General features: G+C 61.7%; 22 protein-coding genes. 6 read left to right on the forward strand and 16 right to left on the reverse strand.

The genetic code is table 11. The annotated features are described in order from the left end of the window. Window positions 1–43: 43 nt before the first annotated feature. The 11 genes from nusB to recG all read right to left on the reverse strand — a co-directional run bounded on the left by nusB (window position 44) and on the right by recG (window position 9,300). Window positions 44–526, reverse strand: a complete 483-nt coding sequence (gene nusB / locus R2855_16005) for a transcription antitermination factor NusB (GenBank protein ID MEZ4532496.1) — start codon at window positions 524–526, stop codon at window positions 44–46. Next, window positions 523–1,932: an acetyl-CoA carboxylase biotin carboxylase subunit gene (gene accC / locus R2855_16010; GenBank protein ID MEZ4532497.1), complete on the reverse strand. Its 1,410-nt coding sequence runs from the start codon at window positions 1,930–1,932 to the stop codon at window positions 523–525. Before accC ends, nusB begins: the two co-directional genes overlap by 4 nt. 35 nt (window positions 1,933–1,967) lie before the next feature. Next, on the reverse strand, window positions 1,968–2,714 hold the full coding sequence (fabG, locus tag R2855_16015; GenBank protein MEZ4532498.1) for a 3-oxoacyl-[acyl-carrier-protein] reductase: 747 nt from the start codon (window positions 2,712–2,714) through the stop codon (window positions 1,968–1,970). A gap of 5 nt (window positions 2,715–2,719) precedes the next feature. Then, window positions 2,720–3,781: a beta-ketoacyl-ACP synthase III gene (locus R2855_16020; GenBank protein MEZ4532499.1), complete on the reverse strand. Its 1,062-nt coding sequence runs from the start codon at window positions 3,779–3,781 to the stop codon at window positions 2,720–2,722. 142 nt (window positions 3,782–3,923) lie between these two features. Continuing rightward, complete coding sequence (rpmF, locus tag R2855_16025; protein MEZ4532500.1) at window positions 3,924–4,121, reverse strand: 50S ribosomal protein L32; 198 nt, start codon at window positions 4,119–4,121, stop codon at window positions 3,924–3,926. A gap of 39 nt (window positions 4,122–4,160) precedes the next feature. Further along, the gene (locus R2855_16030; protein ID MEZ4532501.1) at window positions 4,161–4,682 is read right to left on the reverse strand and encodes a DUF177 domain-containing protein; all 522 of its coding nucleotides are present in this window, start codon (window positions 4,680–4,682) and stop codon (window positions 4,161–4,163) included. Window positions 4,683–4,827: 145 nt separating this feature from the next. Further along, window positions 4,828–5,178 (reverse strand): DUF3817 domain-containing protein, encoded by a 351-nt coding sequence (locus R2855_16035; GenBank protein MEZ4532502.1) that lies wholly within the window; start codon window positions 5,176–5,178, stop codon window positions 4,828–4,830. Window positions 5,179–5,199: 21 nt separating this feature from the next. Then, window positions 5,200–5,730, reverse strand: coding sequence for a hypothetical protein (locus R2855_16040; protein MEZ4532503.1), 531 nt, complete (start codon window positions 5,728–5,730; stop codon window positions 5,200–5,202). Continuing rightward, window positions 5,727–6,242 (reverse strand): pantetheine-phosphate adenylyltransferase, encoded by a 516-nt coding sequence (coaD, locus tag R2855_16045; GenBank protein MEZ4532504.1) that lies wholly within the window; start codon window positions 6,240–6,242, stop codon window positions 5,727–5,729. The genes R2855_16040 and coaD overlap by 4 nt, the downstream gene beginning before the upstream one ends. A gap of 30 nt (window positions 6,243–6,272) precedes the next feature. Further along, a complete protein-coding gene (locus tag R2855_16050; protein MEZ4532505.1) occupies window positions 6,273–6,836 on the reverse strand; it encodes an RsmD family RNA methyltransferase in 564 nt (187 codons plus the stop codon). Between the two features lie 13 nt (window positions 6,837–6,849). After that, window positions 6,850–9,300 carry an ATP-dependent DNA helicase RecG gene (gene recG / locus R2855_16055; GenBank protein MEZ4532506.1) on the reverse strand — a complete coding sequence of 817 codons (2,451 nt, stop codon included), beginning with the start codon at window positions 9,298–9,300 and terminating at the stop codon, window positions 6,850–6,852. Between the two features lie 184 nt (window positions 9,301–9,484). Here recG and rpmB point away from each other — a divergent pair, with 184 nt between their 5' ends. Continuing rightward, window positions 9,485–9,679, forward strand: coding sequence for a 50S ribosomal protein L28 (rpmB, locus tag R2855_16060; GenBank protein MEZ4532507.1), 195 nt, complete (start codon window positions 9,485–9,487; stop codon window positions 9,677–9,679). Window positions 9,680–9,759: 80 nt separating this feature from the next. Continuing rightward, window positions 9,760–10,968, forward strand: a complete 1,209-nt coding sequence (gene queG / locus R2855_16065) for a tRNA epoxyqueuosine(34) reductase QueG (protein ID MEZ4532508.1) — start codon at window positions 9,760–9,762, stop codon at window positions 10,966–10,968. Here queG and R2855_16070 read toward each other — a convergent pair. Continuing rightward, window positions 10,937–11,920 (reverse strand): carbohydrate kinase family protein, encoded by a 984-nt coding sequence (locus R2855_16070; GenBank protein ID MEZ4532509.1) that lies wholly within the window; start codon window positions 11,918–11,920, stop codon window positions 10,937–10,939. The two genes, queG and R2855_16070, sit on opposite strands and share 32 nt — an antisense overlap. A gap of 83 nt (window positions 11,921–12,003) precedes the next feature. Between R2855_16070 and R2855_16075 the strand changes: the two genes are divergently transcribed. Next, on the forward strand, window positions 12,004–12,696 hold the full coding sequence (locus tag R2855_16075; GenBank protein ID MEZ4532510.1) for a TetR/AcrR family transcriptional regulator: 693 nt from the start codon (window positions 12,004–12,006) through the stop codon (window positions 12,694–12,696). 15 nt (window positions 12,697–12,711) lie between these two features. After that, the gene (locus R2855_16080; protein MEZ4532511.1) at window positions 12,712–13,632 is read left to right on the forward strand and encodes an LLM class F420-dependent oxidoreductase; all 921 of its coding nucleotides are present in this window, start codon (window positions 12,712–12,714) and stop codon (window positions 13,630–13,632) included. Window position 13,633: 1 nt separating this feature from the next. On the opposite strand, the gene R2855_16085 is transcribed toward R2855_16080, so the two are convergent. Next, window positions 13,634–14,977, reverse strand: a complete 1,344-nt coding sequence (locus R2855_16085) for an MFS transporter (protein ID MEZ4532512.1) — start codon at window positions 14,975–14,977, stop codon at window positions 13,634–13,636. 99 nt (window positions 14,978–15,076) lie between these two features. After that, entirely contained in the window at window positions 15,077–15,613 is a 537-nt protein-coding gene (locus R2855_16090) for an HIT domain-containing protein (GenBank protein ID MEZ4532513.1), read from the reverse strand. A 112-nt stretch (window positions 15,614–15,725) separates the two neighbouring features. Here R2855_16090 and R2855_16095 point away from each other — a divergent pair, with 112 nt between their 5' ends. Together R2855_16095 and R2855_16100 are read left to right on the forward strand one after the other, a co-directional pair. After that, window positions 15,726–17,150: a sugar transferase gene (locus R2855_16095; protein ID MEZ4532514.1), complete on the forward strand. Its 1,425-nt coding sequence runs from the start codon at window positions 15,726–15,728 to the stop codon at window positions 17,148–17,150. Next, the gene (locus tag R2855_16100) at window positions 17,147–17,797 is read left to right on the forward strand and encodes a hypothetical protein (GenBank protein MEZ4532515.1); all 651 of its coding nucleotides are present in this window, start codon (window positions 17,147–17,149) and stop codon (window positions 17,795–17,797) included. The genes R2855_16095 and R2855_16100 overlap by 4 nt, the downstream gene beginning before the upstream one ends. Here the strand turns inward: R2855_16100 and hisI are convergent. Next, window positions 17,773–18,732 carry a phosphoribosyl-AMP cyclohydrolase gene (gene hisI, locus R2855_16105; protein ID MEZ4532516.1) on the reverse strand — a complete coding sequence of 320 codons (960 nt, stop codon included), beginning with the start codon at window positions 18,730–18,732 and terminating at the stop codon, window positions 17,773–17,775. The genes R2855_16100 and hisI overlap by 25 nt on opposite strands. Further along, window positions 18,729–19,517, reverse strand: a complete 789-nt coding sequence (gene hisF / locus R2855_16110) for an imidazole glycerol phosphate synthase subunit HisF (GenBank protein MEZ4532517.1) — start codon at window positions 19,515–19,517, stop codon at window positions 18,729–18,731. The genes hisI and hisF overlap by 4 nt, the downstream gene beginning before the upstream one ends. Window positions 19,518–19,521: the final 4 nt, after the last annotated feature.

A 19,521-nucleotide genomic window follows, 5' to 3' on the forward strand; every position in this document is an offset into this window, starting at 1 on the left:
ACTGCAAAGAACGGCAGGTGGGCGAATGCCTCTTCGATCGGCGCTAGGTGCTCGATTCCGGGAGTCGGTCCACCACTGTTCCGAGCACGCCATTGACGAATCGCCCGGAACTGTCACCGCCAAACCGCTTTGCCAGTTCTACCGCTTCATTGATTGCGACCTTCATGGGAACGTCCGTCGTGTAGCGCAACTCGAAGATCGCGATACGCAGCGCGTTGCGGTCCACCGGGGAAAGCTGCCCGATGGGAAACGCTGGCGCGGCCAACTCGATTTCCCGGTCGATGGCGATCTTGTGTCGATGAATGCCATCGATCAGCACGCGCAGGTATGCGACCGTCTCTTCGCTGGGCGATTCGGTCTCGATCGAGCGATCGAGCACCTCGCTCAGGTCATGGTCCGTTTGGTCGGTTTCGTAGAGAACCTGGAGCGCCAACGTGCGCGCTGCCCGGCGCGCGTTCGGTTTGCGCTGGCGGTTCGACTTCTTTTGGGCCGGACGTCGAGGGTTATTTCCGTCCGAGTCGCTCATTGCGTCCATCCCGCGGGCGCCGGGAGCCCGTCCCCGAGTCGCGAGATGATCGCGGCATTTCGATGCATGAAGTCCGCCACGTACCCGGTGTGCACATCGCCTCGGCGGAAGTCGCCATCGGAAATGAGCAACCGCAAGAACGATGTTGTGGTCGGGATACCGGAAATGAACGTCTCCGAAAGCGCGCGATCGAGCCGGTTGACGGCTTGCTCCCGCGTCTGACCCCAGGAAATGACCTTTCCCAGCAGTGAATCGTAGTCGGGCGGCACGCGGTAGCCGGGATAGAGATGCGTATCGACGCGGATGCCGGGTCCGCCAGGAAGCACCACAGTATCGACCGTCCCAGCGCCCGGCTGGAAGTCATTGGCCGGATCCTCGGCCGTGATGCGCGCCTCGATGGAATAGCCGTTCGGTTCCAGGTCGCGATTCTCGAGCTTGAGTTCTGCACCAGAGGCAATCTGCAGCTGCCATGCGACCAGATCGAGTCCGTACACCCGCTCGGTGACGGGGTGCTCGACCTGTATGCGGGTGTTCATTTCCATGAAATAGAAGTTACCGCTGGAATCGACCAGAAACTCCAGTGTGCCGGCATTCTGATAGCCAACCGCTTTGGCTCCCTTGATCGCGGCACGCAACAGGTTCTCGCGCGTTTTCTTGGGAAGATTCGGCGCCGGGGCCTCCTCGACCAGTTTTTGGTGTCTGCGTTGCAACGAGCAGTCCCGCTCGCCGATCGCGTAGATGTGACCGAACATGTCGCCCAACACCTGCACCTCGACGTGTCTCGGCTTGTCGACAAAGCGCTCGATATAGACATCGCCGGAACCGAAATTCGCCTCGGCTTCCTGTTGGGCGATGGAAAAGAGCCGCGCCAGTTCGCCTTCGCTGGTCACCACACGCATCCCACGTCCGCCACCTCCAGCCACTGCCTTGATCAGCGCAGGGTATCCAATACGGCGAATCGCCTCTTTGGCGGAAGGCAGATCACGCACGACACCCTCTGAACCCGGAACTGTCGGCACGCCGGCTTGCTTCATGATCTGCCTGGCGACCGACTTGTCGCCCATCTTGGCAATCACGTCCGGCGGCGGCCCGATGAAGGTAATCCCGAGCTGAGCGCAGATCTCGGCCAAATACGCATTCTCGGAGAGAAAGCCATAGCCGGGGTGAAGCGCATCGCACCCGGTCACCAGCGCGGCGCTCATCAATGCTGGAATGTTGGTATAGGAGCGTGCAGATTGCGATGGGCCGATACAAACAGCCTCATCGGCGAGTCTGACCGCCAGTGAATCGCGGTCGGCTTCGCTGTAGGCGACAACGGCGCCTATGCCGACTTCGCGGCACGCACGCAAGATGCGGACAGCGATTTCGCCGCGGTTAGCTATGAGAACTTTGCGAACGCCAGCCATGGGTCAGCCGTACTCTTGCACGCGTTGCCGCGTTCCTAGGCCATGAAGAGACCGCCATCGACGGTCAGCACATGGCCGGTAATGTACGACGCATCGGGGGAGGCGAGGAACGCGACCGCGCCAGCGACATCGTCTGGTTGCCCCAGTCGTCCGGCCGGGATTTGCTTGAGCAGAGTTTCCTTGAGTTCCTGATTGAGCACATCGGTCAACCGGGTTTCGATGAAGCCGGGAGCAACCGCGTTGACCGTTATGCCGCGCGACCCGACTTCCTTTGCCATCGACTTGGTGAGTCCAACGAGCCCCGCTTTGGCCGAGGCATAGTTTGCCTGACCAGCATTGCCGACGAGCCCAACGACCGAGGTGAGGTTGATGATCCGGCCGGATCGCTGGCGAATCATCGGGCGAATGGCCGCTTTCGATGTCAGGAACGCGCCCTTGAGATTGGTGTCGATAACCGCGTCCCAGTCGTCCTCGCTCATGCGCATCATCAACGTGTCGCGCGTGATACCCGCGTTGTTCACCAGAACGTCGAGCTGGCCGAGTTCCGAGAGCGCGGTCTCGATGAGCGCGCCGGCATCGTCGGCATTGGAGATATCGCCCTTGGTCAGCACGATGGATCGCCCGGTTGTTTCGAGTTCCTTGCGTGCGGCTTCAGCCACGTCATCATCGCCTCGGTAGTTGGCAACGATGTCATATCCGTCCCGCGCCAACCGCGCTGCAACGGCCAGTCCGATACCGCGTGTTGCGCCAGTGACGATGGCTACCCGCTTTTGCTCGCTCATGGGTGTCATTCCGCTCCAATTGCAGTGGCGATCGGTTGTTCCACCGTCACGCCGTTCGGACTTCGATGCTCTGGCGCCTTCTTGATTCCGCCCCAACGGATCACGCTTGCCGCCCAGGCGAGGCCGCCACCGAAGGCCACAAAGACGAGATTGTCGTCGTCCTTGACCTTACCAGCAGCTTCTGCTTCGCAAAGCGCAATCGGGATGGAGGCGGCGGAGGTGTTGCCGTACTTGTCGAGGTTCACCCAGACCTTGTCCATGGAAAGGTCGAGCCGGCGCGCCGCGGCATCGATGATGCGCAGGTTGGCCTGATGCGGAATCAGCATGTCGATATCGCCGAACTGGAGCCCGGCGCGCTCGACGGCTTCCACAGCCGCATCTCCCATGGCGGTCACGGCAAACCGGAAGACCTCGCGGCCATTCATTTGCAAGAAGGGACGGTACTCCGGGAAGATGCCCGCCGATTCGGGCACAAAGGCGCCCCAGCCCGGGATGTAGAGGTGCTTGTAGCCTTCGCCATGGGCGCCGAGCACGGTCGACAATGTGCCGCGTGGCTCATCGGTCGCTTCCAGCACAACAGCGCCAGCTCCGTCGCCGAAGAGAATGCAGGTGCTGCGGTCGGAGTAATCGACGAAACGCGTCAGCGTGTCGGCGCCGATCACGAGCACGCGCTCGTACATTCCGGCCTGAATGAACTGTGACGCGGTCGAGAGAGCGTAGACGAACCCGGCGCACGCCGCGCCAAGGTCAAAGGCAGCTGCCTTGCCACCGAGTTCGGCCTGGACGAGGCAAGCCTGGGAAACGAGGAACTGATCGGGGGTACAGGTCGCGACGACGATCAGATCGAGCTCTTCGGCCGAGATACCGGATCGTTCGAGCGCTTGCGTTGCCGCTGCAACCGAGAGCGAGGTGGTGCTGTCGTTCGGCCCGACGATCCGCCGTTCGCGAATGCCAGTGCGCGAGACGATCCACTCGTCGTTCGTGTCGACCATTTTCTCCAGATCGGCATTCGTCAGCACCCGTTCGGGTACTGCCATGCCCCAACCTGTTATGGCCGCGTATCGCATTGGATTCCTGCTGCCCGTGTCGATTCAGCGACCGGGGAGCGTTCCCCGGCGAGTGCGGGCAACTGCCCGACCATGCCATTGTTGCGCCGAACGACGCGTGCGTGCAAACCGGTCGAACTGGAAGTCGCCCGAGGAGCGCTCCCTAGCTCGTGCGGGAGCGCTCTTCGATGACGATGACCTGGCGATTGCGGTAGTAGCCGCAGTTCGGGCAAACGTGGTGCGCCCGGTGGAGCTCACGGCAGGTCTGGCAAGGAACCAGCTCCGGCGTCTTGAGAAAAATGTGGCGCCGGCGGTTGCCCTGGCGATGCCGGCTGATACGTTGCTTGGGAAGTGCGCCCATTGTTCGTTCTCCTCGTCGCGCGGCCAACGCCGCGACGGTCTAGTCCTCTATCGATCCGTTCAAAAGGGCGCCCAGCGCCGCGAATCTGTTGTCGATTTCATCCTCGCCGCCGTCATCGATTGCCGGCGGCCCCGGGCATTGCACGCCGCAGTCCGGCCGCATCGGCAGCGAAACGATCAGCTCTTGCCGCAACGGCTCGCGAACATCGAGCTCGTGCGCGTCAGTAATCGTGAACCGCTCGTCGTCGTCGGAACTGCGCATTGCTGCGCCTGACCGAACATCGTACGCAACCCGGAACTCTTCCTGGAAGCGTGTCTTGGCCGCTTGATCGTACGGTTCGAGACAACGCAGACAGGTAAGTTCGACGACCGCAGTGGCTTCGACGTTTGCCAGGATTTCGTCCGACAAGCGTGTCAGCCGCATTTCTCCCATCACATCACGAGCGACGAGATCGGCGTCCAGTTCGAGCCGATCGAGCCGGAAGGAATAGGTGCGACTGGCGCCCACCGGTTCCTGCAGCAATGTCGCGACATTGACGGCGGTTTCGTTGTAAAGGTCCATCGATTTGTCTCAGTGCTCGACCGCAGACGCCAGACGTGCTGGTGTCAAAACGGCAAATACGCCGGGTCGAGCCCGGCGTAACCGCAGAAGTATACCGCAATCGGGCGCGGTTGCCAGTCGCGCTGTGCTGATCGGGGACGCGCGATTATGCCTGCGCGGGGCCGGGGGAGGTCGCCTCGCCGAGGTCTCCCCGACCGGAGATCCAATACTCGGCCGCAATCGTCACCAGCGGAGGGACCGCCGCCAGCAGGGCGATGATCGCCACATGCAGTCTCCACTTCAGCGTTACCGCCGCCGCGATCGTGACGACCGAGTAGGCGATGAATGCCACCCCGTGAATCGGCCCCATGATTTCGACCCCGCGTTCCGAGGTATCCGTTCCGTACTTCAGGATCATGCCGATGAGCAGACCTAACCAGGTCAGCGCCTCGATCCAGGCCACGGCGACAAATGCCCGGCCGATCGGGCTGACATGCTTGGGATAGAACCGTTCCACTCGAACTCCCTGGGTGATTTCCTATGTTCCGATTGAATCGCGAGCTTGCTGCAACCTGTCCACAGTCTCCTGCACCGCTGAGTCGATCACCTCGAGTCCTTCCCGCAGCGCCTGTTCGATGCGGTTGAACTGTTGCATGGCGTAGACGTCGATCTCGCCCTTGTCTCGTTTCCTGCGCTCTTCGGCGGCGCGCAGGATCTCTTCGCTGCGCTGTTTGGCTTCGTTGAGTATTCCCTCGCTGGAAACGAGATATTCGGCGCGGGAACGCGCGTTCTCGACAATGTGCGAAGCCTCCTGCTGCGCTTCGGCGATGATCCGCTCGCGATCGCGGATCACGCGCTGCGCCTGCTTGACCTCACTGGGAATTGCGAGACGAAGTTGCTCCACCAGTTCGACGAATTCATCCTCTTCGACCATGACACGATGGCTGAACGGCACGCGCTTGCTGACACCGACCATATCCTCGAGCTGGTCGAGGAGGTAGAGGAGTTCGACCGTGCCTTCGTTGCCGCGATTCTCCGGCTCGGGCTGGCCGTAGTCTTCGTAACTCATGACGCCACCGGTCGCGCGGCCGCCATGTCCCCGAAACGCTCGCGAAGTACCGCGGCAACGTTCGGCGGGACCAACCCTGAAACATCGCCTCCCAGCGCCGCGACCTCGCGAATGAAGCTGGAGCTGACAAACGAATTGCGCGATGAGGTCATAAGGCAGACGACCTCGATCTCAGGCGCCAGATGATGGTTCATATGCGCGAGTTTGAACTCATACTCGAAGTCCGAAACCGCGCGCAGACCGCGCACGATGATCGAAGCGTCTTGATCGCGGGCGAAATCGACCGTCAAGCCGGAAAAACACTCGACCGAAACATTCGGAACGCTCGCCACGGCCTCGCGCGCCATCTCCACCCGGTCGGCGTGAGTAAACAACGCTCCCGGTTTGTCGCTTCCGAGATAGATTCCGATGATGAGTTGCTCGAATAGCGATGCCGCGCGCCGGGCAACATCGAGATGCCCGATCGTCATCGGGTCGAAGCTGCCAGGGTAGACCGCTCGTTTTCCAGTCATCGTTCGATTCCGCTCCCTGCCCGCGTCCGCCTAGTCTGTCGGCATGGGCTCCACGATCTCGAAAATGGAAAAGCAACTGTCGCCATGGCAACGGCGCTTCAGCAATTCCAATCGCCCGAGTTGCTCGGGTAATACGAGCCGTGGCCAGTGACCGAGCACAACGACCGTCCCGGATTGTACCAGCGCACTTTCCGCCAATTGGGACAATGTCTCGACGATGGCGGGATCGGCATACGGCGGGTCCAGCACGACGAGATCGTAGGGAGGCAACTTCCTGTGCAGAAAGCTCTGCACCGATTGGCGATGAACCTCTCCCTGCGCGCTCAGTTGGGTCCGCTCCAGGTTCTCGCGCACCACAGCGGACGCCGGCGCGGTCATTTCGACAAAGTCGCACCAGGCCGCTCCGCGCGAGAGCGCTTCGATTCCGATCGCTCCTGTTCCGGCGTAGAGATCGAGCACGCGATCGGGTTCGACGCCGAGCGACCCGAGTGCTGAAAAGACCGCCTGGCGGATCTTGTCCGACATCGGTCGAGTGCCCGAAGTGGGGGGTCCTTTGAGATTGCGCCCCTTGGCGGAACCGGTCGTCACGCGCATCGTGGCTGCTCCATCAGGACAGCATCAGGTCAGGCGCCATCGACTGCCAGAACCGGGCCGCGTGATCGCGCAGCGGGCGCCACGTGTCAGAGGACATGCCGGGATCCTCGGCCAGAATCGCCTCGGCTTCGCGACGCGCATTGTCGAGCGTGCGCGTGTCGAACCAGCGGATCGTCGATGCCATCTCCGGCAGACCGCTTTGCCGTGTGCCCAGGAAGTCGCCGGGCCCGCGCAACTCCAGATCCTTCTGAGCAAGAACGAACCCGTCATTCGAATCGACCATGATCTGCAGGCGTTGCTCGGCCTCCGGCGTTGCGTCGTCCGCCAGAAGCAGGCAGTAGGACTGATACGGTCCCCGGCCAATGCGTCCCCGGAACTGGTGGAGCTGCGCCAGCCCGAACCGGTCCGCCCCTTCGATCAGCATGATCGATGCATTTGGGATGTCGATTCCGACCTCGATCACCGAAGTCGATACCAACACATCCGATTCGCGGGTGCGGAACTCCTCCATGATGCGGTCTTTCTCTTTGCCAGACATGCGCCCATGGAGGACCTGCACCTTGAATTCGGGAAAAACCTCGCGTTGCAGGAACTCAGCCTCAGTGACCGCGGCTTTGGCGTCGAGCGTTTCCGACTCTTCGACCAATGGGCAAATGACGAAGGCTTGTCGCCCGTTGTTGACCTCGCGCCGCACCAATTCCCACGACTGCTGGCGGTCCATGGCGCTGAAACGCTTGGTCTCGATTGGGATGCGGCCAGGCGGCAGTTCGTCGATGACGGAAACGTCCAGATCGCCGTTGAGCACCATGTTGAGCGTGCGCGGGATTGGCGTGGCCGTCATCGAAAGCACATGCGGTTGCACCTGCCCCGTTCTCGATGGCAACAGGCTGCGTTGCCGGACGCCGAAGCGGTGCTGTTCGTCGATCACGACCAGTCCTAACGCGTCGAAGGTCACCCAATCTTCGAACAGCGCATGCGTTCCGACGAGCATGTCGATCGTCCCCGCACGCAACTCCTCCATCAAGCGGGTGCGCTCCTTCTTGCGAGTGGCCCCGGTCAGCAAGCGAATGGTCGGTTGATCTGCTTCGGGCAGTCCAGCGAAGAGTTTCTGAAAGTTCGTCGCGTGTTGCTCGGCGAGAATCTCGGTTGGCGCGACAACGGCAACCTGGAAGCCGTTTCGAATGGCTACCTGCGCCGCCGCAGCCGCGAGCACCGTCTTGCCGCTGCCAACATCTCCTTGCAGCAATCGCGCCATTGGGCGCTCTTGCTGCAGATCGGACAGCACCTCGTCGAGCGCGCGGCGCTGCGCGAACGTGAGTTGAAACGGTAGCTGGGCGAAAAACGCCGGAAGGTCCGCCAGATCCACATCGAAACCCGGTGCAACACCGCGCTTGCGGTTTTCGCGTTGCTTGACCAGACCAAGCTGGAGCAGCAGGAGCTCGTCGAACGACAGCCGCTGGTGCGCGCGGGTCAATGAGCGATAGTCGGTCGGATAGTGAGACTCGCGGTACGCCTGGCCGAGCGGCATCAGGTCGAGTCGGCGGCGCAGCGATTCAGGTAGATAATCGACCACCGTCGATGCGGTCATGTCGAGAGCGGCTTTGGTCAATACGCGCACTTGCTTCTGCGAGACTCCCTGCGTCAGGTTGTAGACCGGAGTGAGACGGCCAGTGGACAGGTTGGGACCACCCGATTTTTCCCATTCCGGACTCGTCGCGGTCGGCATCCCGTACCCATGTTCGAGCTTTCCACTGATGGTTATTTCATCTCCGGCACGGATCTGATGCGCCAGGTACTTGTTGAACCAGGTCACCTTGATCGAACCGGTCGCGTCCTGGAGCCGAATCGTGTACCGGGCAGGTGGACCGTCGAAGACTGCCTCGTCCTTGACGATCCCCTTGACTGTCACCTCGCCAGAGGTGTCGAAGCCCACCGCCTCGCGGATGGTCATCGTCTTGGAGTAGTCGATATGCCGGCGGGGAAGGAAACGCAGGACATCACCGACCGTCCTGAGTCCCAGTTTCTCGAGCGGTTTGGCTTTCTTTTCACCGACGTTTGGCAGTGTGGTGATCGGCGCGTCGAGCGAGACCTGTCGGGGCGCCGCAGGTTGCGCCGGGCGCTTGGGCGCGCGCGTGAGCGTTGGTGTGGCGTCTGGTCGCAAAGGGAGCGATGGAAGTCGATCGCTAACCGCAGACAGGTCTCGGCCAATTGCTGACAGGAGTTCCTTGCGCTCGTCCGAAGGGGTCCCAGCGTAGCGCTCGAGCTGTAGATCGATCCGTGCCAGAGAGATCGAAACCCCGCTGTCACCGGTCAGATCTTGCGCCTGGCGCACGAGCATGCGGGCACGGTCGATCTTGCGGCCCAGAAAGCCATCGCGCCATTCCTCACGCAAGAGCTGAATCGCGCGATCGAGCGCTTCCTGGGCGGTTCCCTGAATGATAGGTTGGGGTCTCGAAAGGGACATTGAATCGGGTTGCTCTGCTCCAACCGGTATCGACTCGAACAAGTGTACGACGGAGGCAGGTCACTGCACGATAGGGTCGAATCTGGTAGAATGCGTGATTGCGGACGCTCGACAGCGTCCGATTTCGTGTCTGCCGCGGCCGGATATCGGCCGAATCGTTCTGAACGCAGAAGTGGAGCCGGTGATGGCTGGTGTATGTGACATTTGCGGCAAGACGAAGAGTTTCGGACATAATGTCAGCCATTCGAAGCGGCGGACCAACCGTGACTTTCGTCCCAACGTGCAGCGCAAGCGCATGATAGTCGGCAACGAACTGGTGCGTCTCAACGTCTGCACCCGATGCATGCGAACCGCGCAGAAGGGTGGCCGCTCGGCGTAGCAGCCTCACTCAGATGCATCGAAAGAAGAGGGACGGCCCGCGCCGTCCCTCTTTTGCATATCGCCAGTAGGGATCTCGTCATGTCCACATCGGGTGAACCTGGTTCGCTCAAGGTCGCACCAATCTGGTTGCGATCGGGCGCCGGCGCGCGGGGAGTCGACTCGGCCTGGGTACGGCAACTCGCGAAGGAATGTGGGCTCGAGGTTGCTGCCATTGCCGGCCCTGAGCCGTTCGATGGTCTGGAATCCCATCTGCACGATCGCATCGCGCAGGGTCACTATGCCGGTTTCTCGTGGTTCACGCCGGAGCGCGCGTCGGTCTCTGCTGATCCCCATCAACTTCACGCGCAGGTGAAGTCGATCATCTCAGTCGGCCTGCCGTACTACCAGGTCATGCCTGAGATTCCCGACGATGGTCTCCTCCGCGGAAAGATTTCCCGCTATGCCTGGGGGCTCGATTATCACGATTTTCTGAAGAAACGCATGTCCACCCTGTTGGTACGGATCGAAGCGAAAGTCGGCCGTCCGGTCGAAGCGCGTCGCCTGGTCGACACCGCTCGCATCGTCGACCGGGCGGTGGCTGGAAGATCCGGACTTGGCTGGTATGGGAAGCACACCTGCATCATCGTTCCGGGATACGGATCGTGGGTACTGCTCGGAGAATTGCTGCTCGACTTCGAGCTCGAGCCGGATGCTCCGCTCGATCGGAATTGCGGCCGCTGCCGTGCATGCATCGACCGTTGCCCCACTGGCGCCATCACCGGACCCTACGAATTGGATAGCACCCGGTGTATTTCCTTTCAGACAATCGAACAGCGAGACGCGATTCCAGTCGAGCTGCGCACACGGTTCGGCAATTGGGTGTTCGGATGTGATGAATGCCAGGAAATATGCCCCTATACCGGCGCCGCGCAGGTCGTCGCCGATCCCGATCTCCAGCCGGCCTCACTGCGGAACGTCGCGCCGGAGCTCGATTGGCTGCTTGCGATGACCGAGTCTGACTTTCGAGCCACCTATCGCGGGACTGCGGTGCTGCGCGCCAAGCGGCGTGGACTCGCGCGCAATGCTGCGGTCGCGCTTGGCAATGCTGGAGACGATCGGGCGGTGCCTGTGCTCTCGGCCGCGCTTTTTGGCCATGACGAACCATTGGTTCGCGGACATGCCGCATGGGCGCTCGGCCGCTATCCAGGTCGATCCGCGCGCGACGCTCTGGACTGTTCGCGGGGGACTGAATCGGATCCTGACGCGAAACGCGAAATCAATCTTGCACTGGAGCGGATTGCTGGTTGAGCACCTGCGTCAGCTCCTCGAGGGTCGGCAGCCCGGTTTGACCTCCGAGTGTGCGGACGGAAAGCCCGGCCACGCAGTTCGCCAACACCAGTGAGTCAGCAACATCGAGCCGACATGCCAAACCGACCCCGAAGGCCCCGGCGAATGCATCTCCCGCGCCGGTGGTGTCCACCACATCGACCGCCAGAGCAGCCGTGCGGAAGACCCGCTCACTGTCGAATGCCAGCGCTCCCTCCGAGCCGAGTGTTATGGCCACGGATCGCAGGTTCGATACCCGCATCAGCGTTTGCATGGCGGCGACTGCAGCGTCGACCGAATGCCGGCCTGTCAGTTGGCATAGCTCATGCGCGGAGCCGACGAGCGCATCGCATCGGATGACCGAATCGAGCTCGTCCTCGCCTGGAAAGTCGACGACGTAGGTCATCGGAACCAGGATCTTGACACCGGGATAGGTATGGACCGGCAGATCGATGAGGAATCGCCTGAGCAGCGGGTCGACGCTATCGAGCAGCACGAGATCGCGAGTGAACAGACGGTCGATGTCGATTCGGTCGCCACGTCGAGGGATCGCGCCGGCACGCCAGAAGATCGTCCGATCGGGCGGGGACGACGACGAGATAACGGTCGTCTGATCCGTGGGGTGCTCCTTGTCGACATGCACGCGGGTACAGTCGACACCCGCCTGTTGCAATGCCGAGATCAGCCGGTGACCAACATCGTCCGCACCAACCGCACTGATGAATTCGACCTGAGCGCCAAGCGCCGCCGCGGCGGCCGCGGCATTCGCTGACGTGCCCCCGGGCAGCTCCAGGGCGGTCGAAACCATCGCGAATCCCCCGGGATCGGGCATCGCATCGACTGCAAGGATCGTGTCCCAACTGGCGATCCCGACCACGCCGATGGAAGGCTTTTGCTCGAGACGCGCTATGATGCGATTGGGCAACAGTGACATGTGAGTACCGGAACGGGTTCGACTGCGGTAGAATGGCAGTTCTTAACGATGTTCGTGCCGAGTGAACGGCGTTCGGGAGCGAGATGTCGACAACTACGAATGCCGATTCGGACGCTCTCACGCTGAGCGAGCGTCGCCGCCGGGCAAGCCGCGCGCTCATGCGCACCGATATCCTGGATGCTGCGCAGCATATCATCCGCACCCAGGGTCTCGACGCGCTCTCCTTGCGTGCGTTGGCGAAGTCGGTTGGGGTTACGGCGCCCGCACTCTATGAGTATTTCCCGAGCAAAGACGCAATTCTTCGGGCGCTGTTCGTTCAGGGTTCTCAGGTCATGCTTGGCCGCATGGATCAGGTCGAGGCCGAGCAACCGCCCGGGATGCAACGGTTGGTGGCCATCCTCGATGGGTATCGCGCGTTCGCGCGGGATGAACCGGATTACTTCCGCCTGCTGTTCGGCACGGTCGATCCCAACCTGGCGCTCTCTGAGGATGAATATGCCGGAATGCAGGGGATATTCGATCGCTTTGTCGCGGTGATCGTGGAGTGTATCGAGGCCGGGGATCTCCGCACGTTGCCGCCATTGACGATGGGCGGCGCGCTTTGGTCGCTAATTCATGGAGCGGCGCTCCTCGAAACCGAGAGCTTCATGGCGCGCAAGGATCCCGATTGCGACGACCCGCAACCGTTTTTCGACTCGGCGATCGATCTTGTCCTGCTCGGATTCGCAACAGAAACCGGGGCAGCGCTGATCGGCCCAATAGCCGAGATCTGGTAAGCGAAGGGGAACGAATTGATCGAAGTCGCGCTCATGGTCGAGGGTCAGGACGGACTGGACTGGCCGCGCTGGAAGGCTCTGGCCGAGGCCGCGGAATCGTTGGGATTCGCCGGTCTCTACCGCTCTGATCATTTCACCAACGCAACCGGTCCGCACAAGGATGCGCTCGAAGCATGGATCTCGTTTGCCTTCCTCGCCGCCGAGACGAACCGCATCGAGTTTGGGCCGATGGTCTCGCCGGTCTCGTTTCGCAATCCCGTCGTGTCGGCCTGGAGTGCTGCTGCGGTCGACGATCTCTCTGGTGGCCGCTTTCACATGGGGCTCGGAGCAGGCTGGCAGGAGCGAGAGCATGCGTCGTATGGGTTCGATCTACTGGATCTGAAAGAGCGTTTTGCGCGGTTCGAAGAAGGCGTTCAGGTCGTCAAGCTGCTGCTGGAGAGCGACGCGCCAGTCACGTTCTCAGGCGCCTACTATCAGCTGAATGACGCCCTCTTGCTGCCCCGGCCCTCGCGCTGTGGCGGACCGCCGATCGTCATTGGGGGCAATGGCGAGCGTCGCACCATGCCGCTCGCAGCCAGGTACGCTGACGAGTGGAATGCCGTCTTCGTCACCCCGGCACGGTTTGCCGAGCTGAGCCAACATCTCGACGACCTGGTGGAACGTGAGGGGCGACCACGCGACTCGGTGCGAAAGTCGCTGATGCACCGCGTAACGATTGGTGCGACCGATGCTGACGTTGCGCGAAAAACGGAAGGCGTCGACGTTGCCGGGCTCAAGGAGCGAGGAGCGCTCATCGGGACACCGAATGAGATCGCCGAAGGATTGCTTGCGTTCGATGCCGTCGGTGTGCGGCGCATCATGGCGCAACTTGCGGACATGACCGATCTGGACGGCGTCGAGCTCCTGGGAACCCGCGTTCTCTCGCAGCTCGCCTGAACTAGCGAAACGAAACTCGTCCCAACCGTGCGGCCGTAGCCGGGCGGCTGGCGACGATGCGATTGTCGACCAGGATGCCGCTGAGCAGCACCGCGAGCAGCGCAACCGCCGCCGTGACCCCAAAGAGCCGCTCGAAGTCCCATTCGGTCAGGATCCAGGCAGCCACCAGGGAGAGGAGCGTCGTGAACATAAGCACGACATTGGCAGTGGCGAAGTAGCCGGCGCGATTGGTGGCGGGCGCGATCTCGCTCAGGTACTGGAAGTTCCCAGCGCCCTGAAACGCGAGACTCATCCCGAGCGCCACATAGCAAACGGCCACCACCCAGAGATAGAAGCTGTCGCTGGAGATCCGGTCGGCCACGTCGGAGGAATCGCGCAGATATGGGATCGTGAGCAATAGCAGCGGCGTAATCAGCTTCATCCAGGTAGAGGCTTGCAGCACCGCGCGACCTCCCCTGCGAGATCCCAACGATCTTGCGAGTGGCACGCCGATGGCCAGCGCGGCGCAGAAAGCGATCACATAGGTGCCCAGGAAATCCCGTTGCAGTCCGAGTTCCTGCATCGTGTAGATCACGATAAAGACGTCGAGCATACCAACCGCTGCCAATGCAATCCGGAAGACGAGATAGCGCACCATGACGCGATCGCTCAGTCCGGCAAGCACGGTTGCATGCGCTCCATGCCGGGCGCTCGAAAGGCGGCGCACCGGTTCCTTGACGAGTAATGTGAAGAATGCGGCCGAGGCAAAGCAGCCAGTTGCCGCCATGAAGAGATAGGCGAATGCGCGCTGCGTCTCAGGACCGTCCGTCTGGAAAACGCTCCGCACGACAACCCCGGAGATCACGGCCGCAATCAATCCCCAAAACGCACGGCCCAGGAAGAGCTGTGCCCGGCTCGAGCTTTCGAATGACTTCTGCAGCAATGAATCCAGCGGGACAGAAGTGAACCCGGACGCAAATCCGAACCCGCCGAGGCAAATCAGGAACGTGGTCAGGCGATTGTCGTCGGTCGGGTTTGTGTGATACGCGACATATGCCATCGCGCCAATCGCGGCTGCACGGGCGGCGCCCCCACCGAACGCCCAGGGCAAGAGTCGCACCCGTTCGCGCGTGACCCGTCCAGCCACCAGCGCTCCCAGGTTCCACAAGCCGAAGGCGAGTATCGGCACCAGCGCCACGCGATACATGTTCGTCGTGAGAAACGCTACGTTGGCCGCCAGAATCACGACTGGCAGCATGAGACCGGTCGCGAGTGAGGAGGAGACGGCTTGCAGGAGCGCGACAATCCAACGACCGCCAATGAGCGATTGGTCGTCAGAGAATCGCCGGATTTCTGTGCCTGACACGGACGGGCGTACCCCGATAGTGGACGGAAGTCACGGGCGATTCATTCGCCCGTCAGCCCAAAAGTATAGTCACCGACCTGAATTTCCCCTATGAACGACTCAGAGCGCCGCTCCGAGCTGCTCCAGCAGTGCCGCTCGAATACGGCCGTAGGTCACCGATAACGCCTCGGGCATGACGGTGGTGTTGCCGATGATCGGCATGAAATTCGCATCCCCTCCCCACCTCGGGACGATATGCAGGTGCATGTGGTCGGCGACGCCTGCTCCGGCCACCGCGCCCGTGTTCATGCCCGTATTGAAGCCCTGGCAGCTCAACACAGAACGCAGAGCCCGCATGCAAGGGGCGATCGTCGCGCCAAGCTCCACCATGATCTCCGGCTCGATCTCTTCCGGGGTTGCAATATGCGCGTAGGGAGCAAGCATGATGTGGCCGGTGGAGTAGGGATAGAGGTTCATCATCACGAAGATCGAATCGCCACGCCAGAGGACCAGATTGTTCTCGTCGTCATCGGCTTCGAGCTTGGAGCAAAAGACGCACCCGCTCACGCTCACTCCGTCCCGTAGATAGCGCATCCGCCAGGGAGCCGAGAGATACCGGTGGGGCTCGAAATTTGGAAGCAGGTCGGATTCATCCATGGTGCGATGGTAGCACTCCCGAAGTTGGGATCGAGTCGAGATGCCGCGATGGTATTCTTCACGTGATGCGACGTCGGTCTCCGTCCTTATCCATCGGTCGCCACAGGCTCGCATGACAGACTTTCCCGCCAATACGCAGGCAAGATCCATTGGCGCCGTTCGACCGGTGCGGTCAGCGCGCGCCCCGGCGATTCTCGCTCCGGCCCTCTCGTTGCTGATCGACATCGGGTGCATTTGGCTGGCGTTCTGGCTCGCCTATGCCGCTCGTTATCGCTTCGAGCTTGGTGGCGAGGTCTTTCTCTTCAATCAGCGTGCGTTTTCCGATTTCAACGGCCGCATCGCGCTCTTCACCGTCTTCTTCGTCGTCATTGCATTGATGCGGGGGCTCTATCGACTTTCGAGGTGGACATCCCTGCTCGACGAAATGGGACTCGTGACTGGCACGCTCACGATTGCGATGGGCGGTCTGATCCTGACTGCCTATCTCTCGCAGTTCAACCCATCTCGCCTGCTGTTCGTCTATGCCTGGTTGTTTGCGCTGATCCTCCTCTTCCTGGTCCGTGTGGCGCGCCGCAAGGTGAGAGACGCCCTCTGGACACGAGACATTGGCGTGCGGTGTGTGCTCATTGCCGGCAATGGAACAACCGGGCGGCGGTTGATGCAGTTGTTGTTTGCGACCCCTGGGATGGGATTGCGGGTCGCGGGCTACGTGGACGAAGGAGTTGGCCGTCGTTCGCTGGCCGCCGGAAGCGAACGGGGTGTCGTACGGGCCCAACGCCTCGGGTCGCTGGACGATATTCCATCCATTCTGGGGCGCACCTCAGTCGACGAAGTGATTCTGGCGTTGCCGTCCGAAGGGCATGGGCGCGCGCTCGAGATTGCCAGTTGGTGCAGGAGCGCCGGTGTGCCGTTCCGGGTCGTGCCCGATCTCCTGCAACTCTCACTCGATCGCGTCCAATTGGAGGAAATCTCCGGCGTCCCAATGCTCAGCGTCCGGGAGGCATCGATACGTGGAACCAACGCCGCGGTCAAGCGGGGCATGGATGTGATCGGCGCGATTCTGCTGCTGGCCCTGCTTGCGATCCCCATGGCAATCGCGACCATTCAGCTCCGCCGTGCCACGGGTGGAGAGGTTGTGCGACGTCGCACCATGGTCGGGAAGTGCGGGGTGCCGTTCGAACAACTGCGTTTCGCTTCGCCGGGAGCTGCTGACAGCGCCACGGAGACGTGGATCCAGCGATCCCACCTCGACGGCGCTCCTCAACTGTTCAACATTCTCCGAAACGACATGAGTCTCATCGGTCCACGCGCCCAGTCGCCAGAACAGGTCGGGCGATACCGCGATTGGCAACGGCAACGGTTGTTGGTGGCGCCAGGCGTGACCGGGTTGTGGTTCTCGAATGGCCGCACGGAGTTGACCTTCGACGAAATGGTGCGGCTCGATCTCTTCTATGCAGAACACTGGTCAACGTGGCTCGACTGCAAGATCTTGCTTCGATCCGCGGTGGCACTGTTGCGAGGGCGTCCCCGGGTATGAGACATACGGACTTTGCCGATCCCCTGGCCGAGCATTCGATCAGCATGGGACAACTCATGTCGGTCATTCGCAGGCGTTGGTGGATCGTTCTCCTGTTGCCGCTTGTGGCCGTGACAGCCACCTATCTCTTTCAACGCAATGAACCGTATCAATCGACTGTCCGCGCAACAGTCCTGATCCCTGGGGACACTGAGGATCCGGGAAACTCCGAACGGCCCGAGCTCATGGTGCTCGACGATCTCCCGCCGTTCATTCGCTCGCATGCGTTCGCTGATGATGTGCACGCCGCCATGGGTGAGACCGCGATGACGGTCGACGAAATCCAGGCCGCGCTGGATGGCTCGCGGTACAGCCGGGTGCTCACCGTCTATGTCACGAGTGAAGACAAGCAAGAGGTCGAGGAGATTGCTGCCGCGGCGGAGTCGGCGCTTCCTGACTCGATCAACGGCTATCTGATGCCGGAGGACGCCGGGGTTGCGACCGTGCGGATCATCGATCCGCCATCGGCGCCGTCGCGCGATCGCGATGGGCATTGGTTGCAGCTGTTGATTACCGCTGCGCTCGGCGTGCTCATCGGCGGACTGATCGCCATTGCCGTCGGATCTCGCGACCGACCAGAGGTTCAGCCGTCCACCGAGGCGAAGTAGTCGGCCAGGTACGGTTTGGCGCGAAGCGCGTCCAGGTCGGAGCGGATGAGCTCGACTGGATCGATTACCGGCTCGACCGCACGCGCAACGAGCAGGTAGGTGCGCGCGAGCTCGCACGCAAGCGATTCTCTGGATGCTTCTACATCGGTGGGCTCTGAAGTCACGTTTCGCCAGGAATTGGCCATCGACCGCACCAATCCGATGTTGATGTCGGGCGGCACATTCCCCGGTTCCGAGTGCAGAGCGATCGCGTCGCCGATTGCCAGATCCGTATCCCAACTCAGTCTCGTCCCGACGGCGATCACATTCAGCCAATAGAAGACCTGGCTGCCTTCGAGGACGACATCCTGTTTCAGATCGCCAGAATGGCTGTGCGTGCCCTGGAGTGTGGCGACCAGTTCATCGAGCTCGTCTGCGACCCGGTCGAACGGCATCGCGACCTGATGCAAGAGTTTCGATGTTCCGGAAACATCCTGGAGCGGGTGGTCGCGCAGATACTCGTATGCCCCGAACCAACGCTGGATGCTTGCCAGGTGGTCTTCGACAACTCGATCCCGTCGGGTTTCGTACACCTCGTTCGGGTCGAACACGGGATCGCTCGTCTCGAACAATGTCCCGTCGGGAAGCACTTGCCGGAAGAAGCACGTCGTGTGCCCGGTATGGCAGACGGCGCCGTTCTGGATAACCTGAATGAGCACGCTATTGTCTTCGCAGTTGACCGCGATGCTCACGACCTCTTGCGTGTGTCCCGAGGTCTCGCCCTTTTTCCAGAGTTTGCCGCGGCTCCGGCTCCAGAAGTGAACGAAGCCGGTTTCCTGCGTCTTCTCGAATGCGAGGCGGTTCATGAACCCCACCATCAGCACATCCCGCGAGACGTCGTCCTGAATCACCGCGGGAATGAGCGGATGGGCGTCGAAGTCGATCGGGAGCGTCATGGGCGAACGGGGATTCCTTGCGCGCTCAGAAACTGCTTGGCTTCGTGGACCCGATAGTCGCCAAAGTGGAAGATCGAGGCCGCCAGAACCGCATCCGCGCGTCCAGGCGCCAATCCTTCGGCCAGATGCTCCAGATTCCCTGCGCCGCCGGAAGCGATCAACGGGATCGGCGCTGCCGCAGCAATCGCCTCAAGAAGGTCGAGATCGTAGCCATCGCGCGTTCCGTCGCGGTCCATGCTCGTGACGAGCAATTCTCCGGCGCCCAGCTCGGCAACACGCGCGGCCCACTCGACTGCATCGATCCCGGTCGACCTGCGTCCGCCGTGCGAGTACACGGTCCATGAGCCAGTCGCAGTGTCGCGCCGGACGTCGATCGCAACGACGATGCATTGACTTCCAAAGACATCTGCGCCATCCGAAATCAATGTTGGGTTCGCAATTGCGGCACTGTTGATCGAGACCTTGTCCGCGCCGGCTCGCAAGAGCTGCTTGATGTCCCCCGTCGATCGGACGCCTCCTCCGACCGTCAGCGGGATGAAGATCTGATCGGCCGTGCGCGCGATGACATCCACCATCGTCTCGCGGCTGTCGGATGTAGCGGTGATATCGAGAAAGACCAGTTCGTCTGCGCCTTCCCGATCGTAGAACGCCGCGAGTTCGACAGGGTCGCCCGCGTCTCGCAAGTTGACGAACTCGACTCCCTTGACGACCCGGCCGTCTGTCACATCGAGACAGGGAATGACACGACGGGTCAGAGTGGCCTGATTGGTTTGCAAAGCGGTCATTTCG

It is taken from the genome of Thermomicrobiales bacterium, from assembly GCA_041390825.1.
Classification (GTDB): domain Bacteria; phylum Chloroflexota; class Chloroflexia; order Thermomicrobiales; family UBA6265; genus JAMLHN01.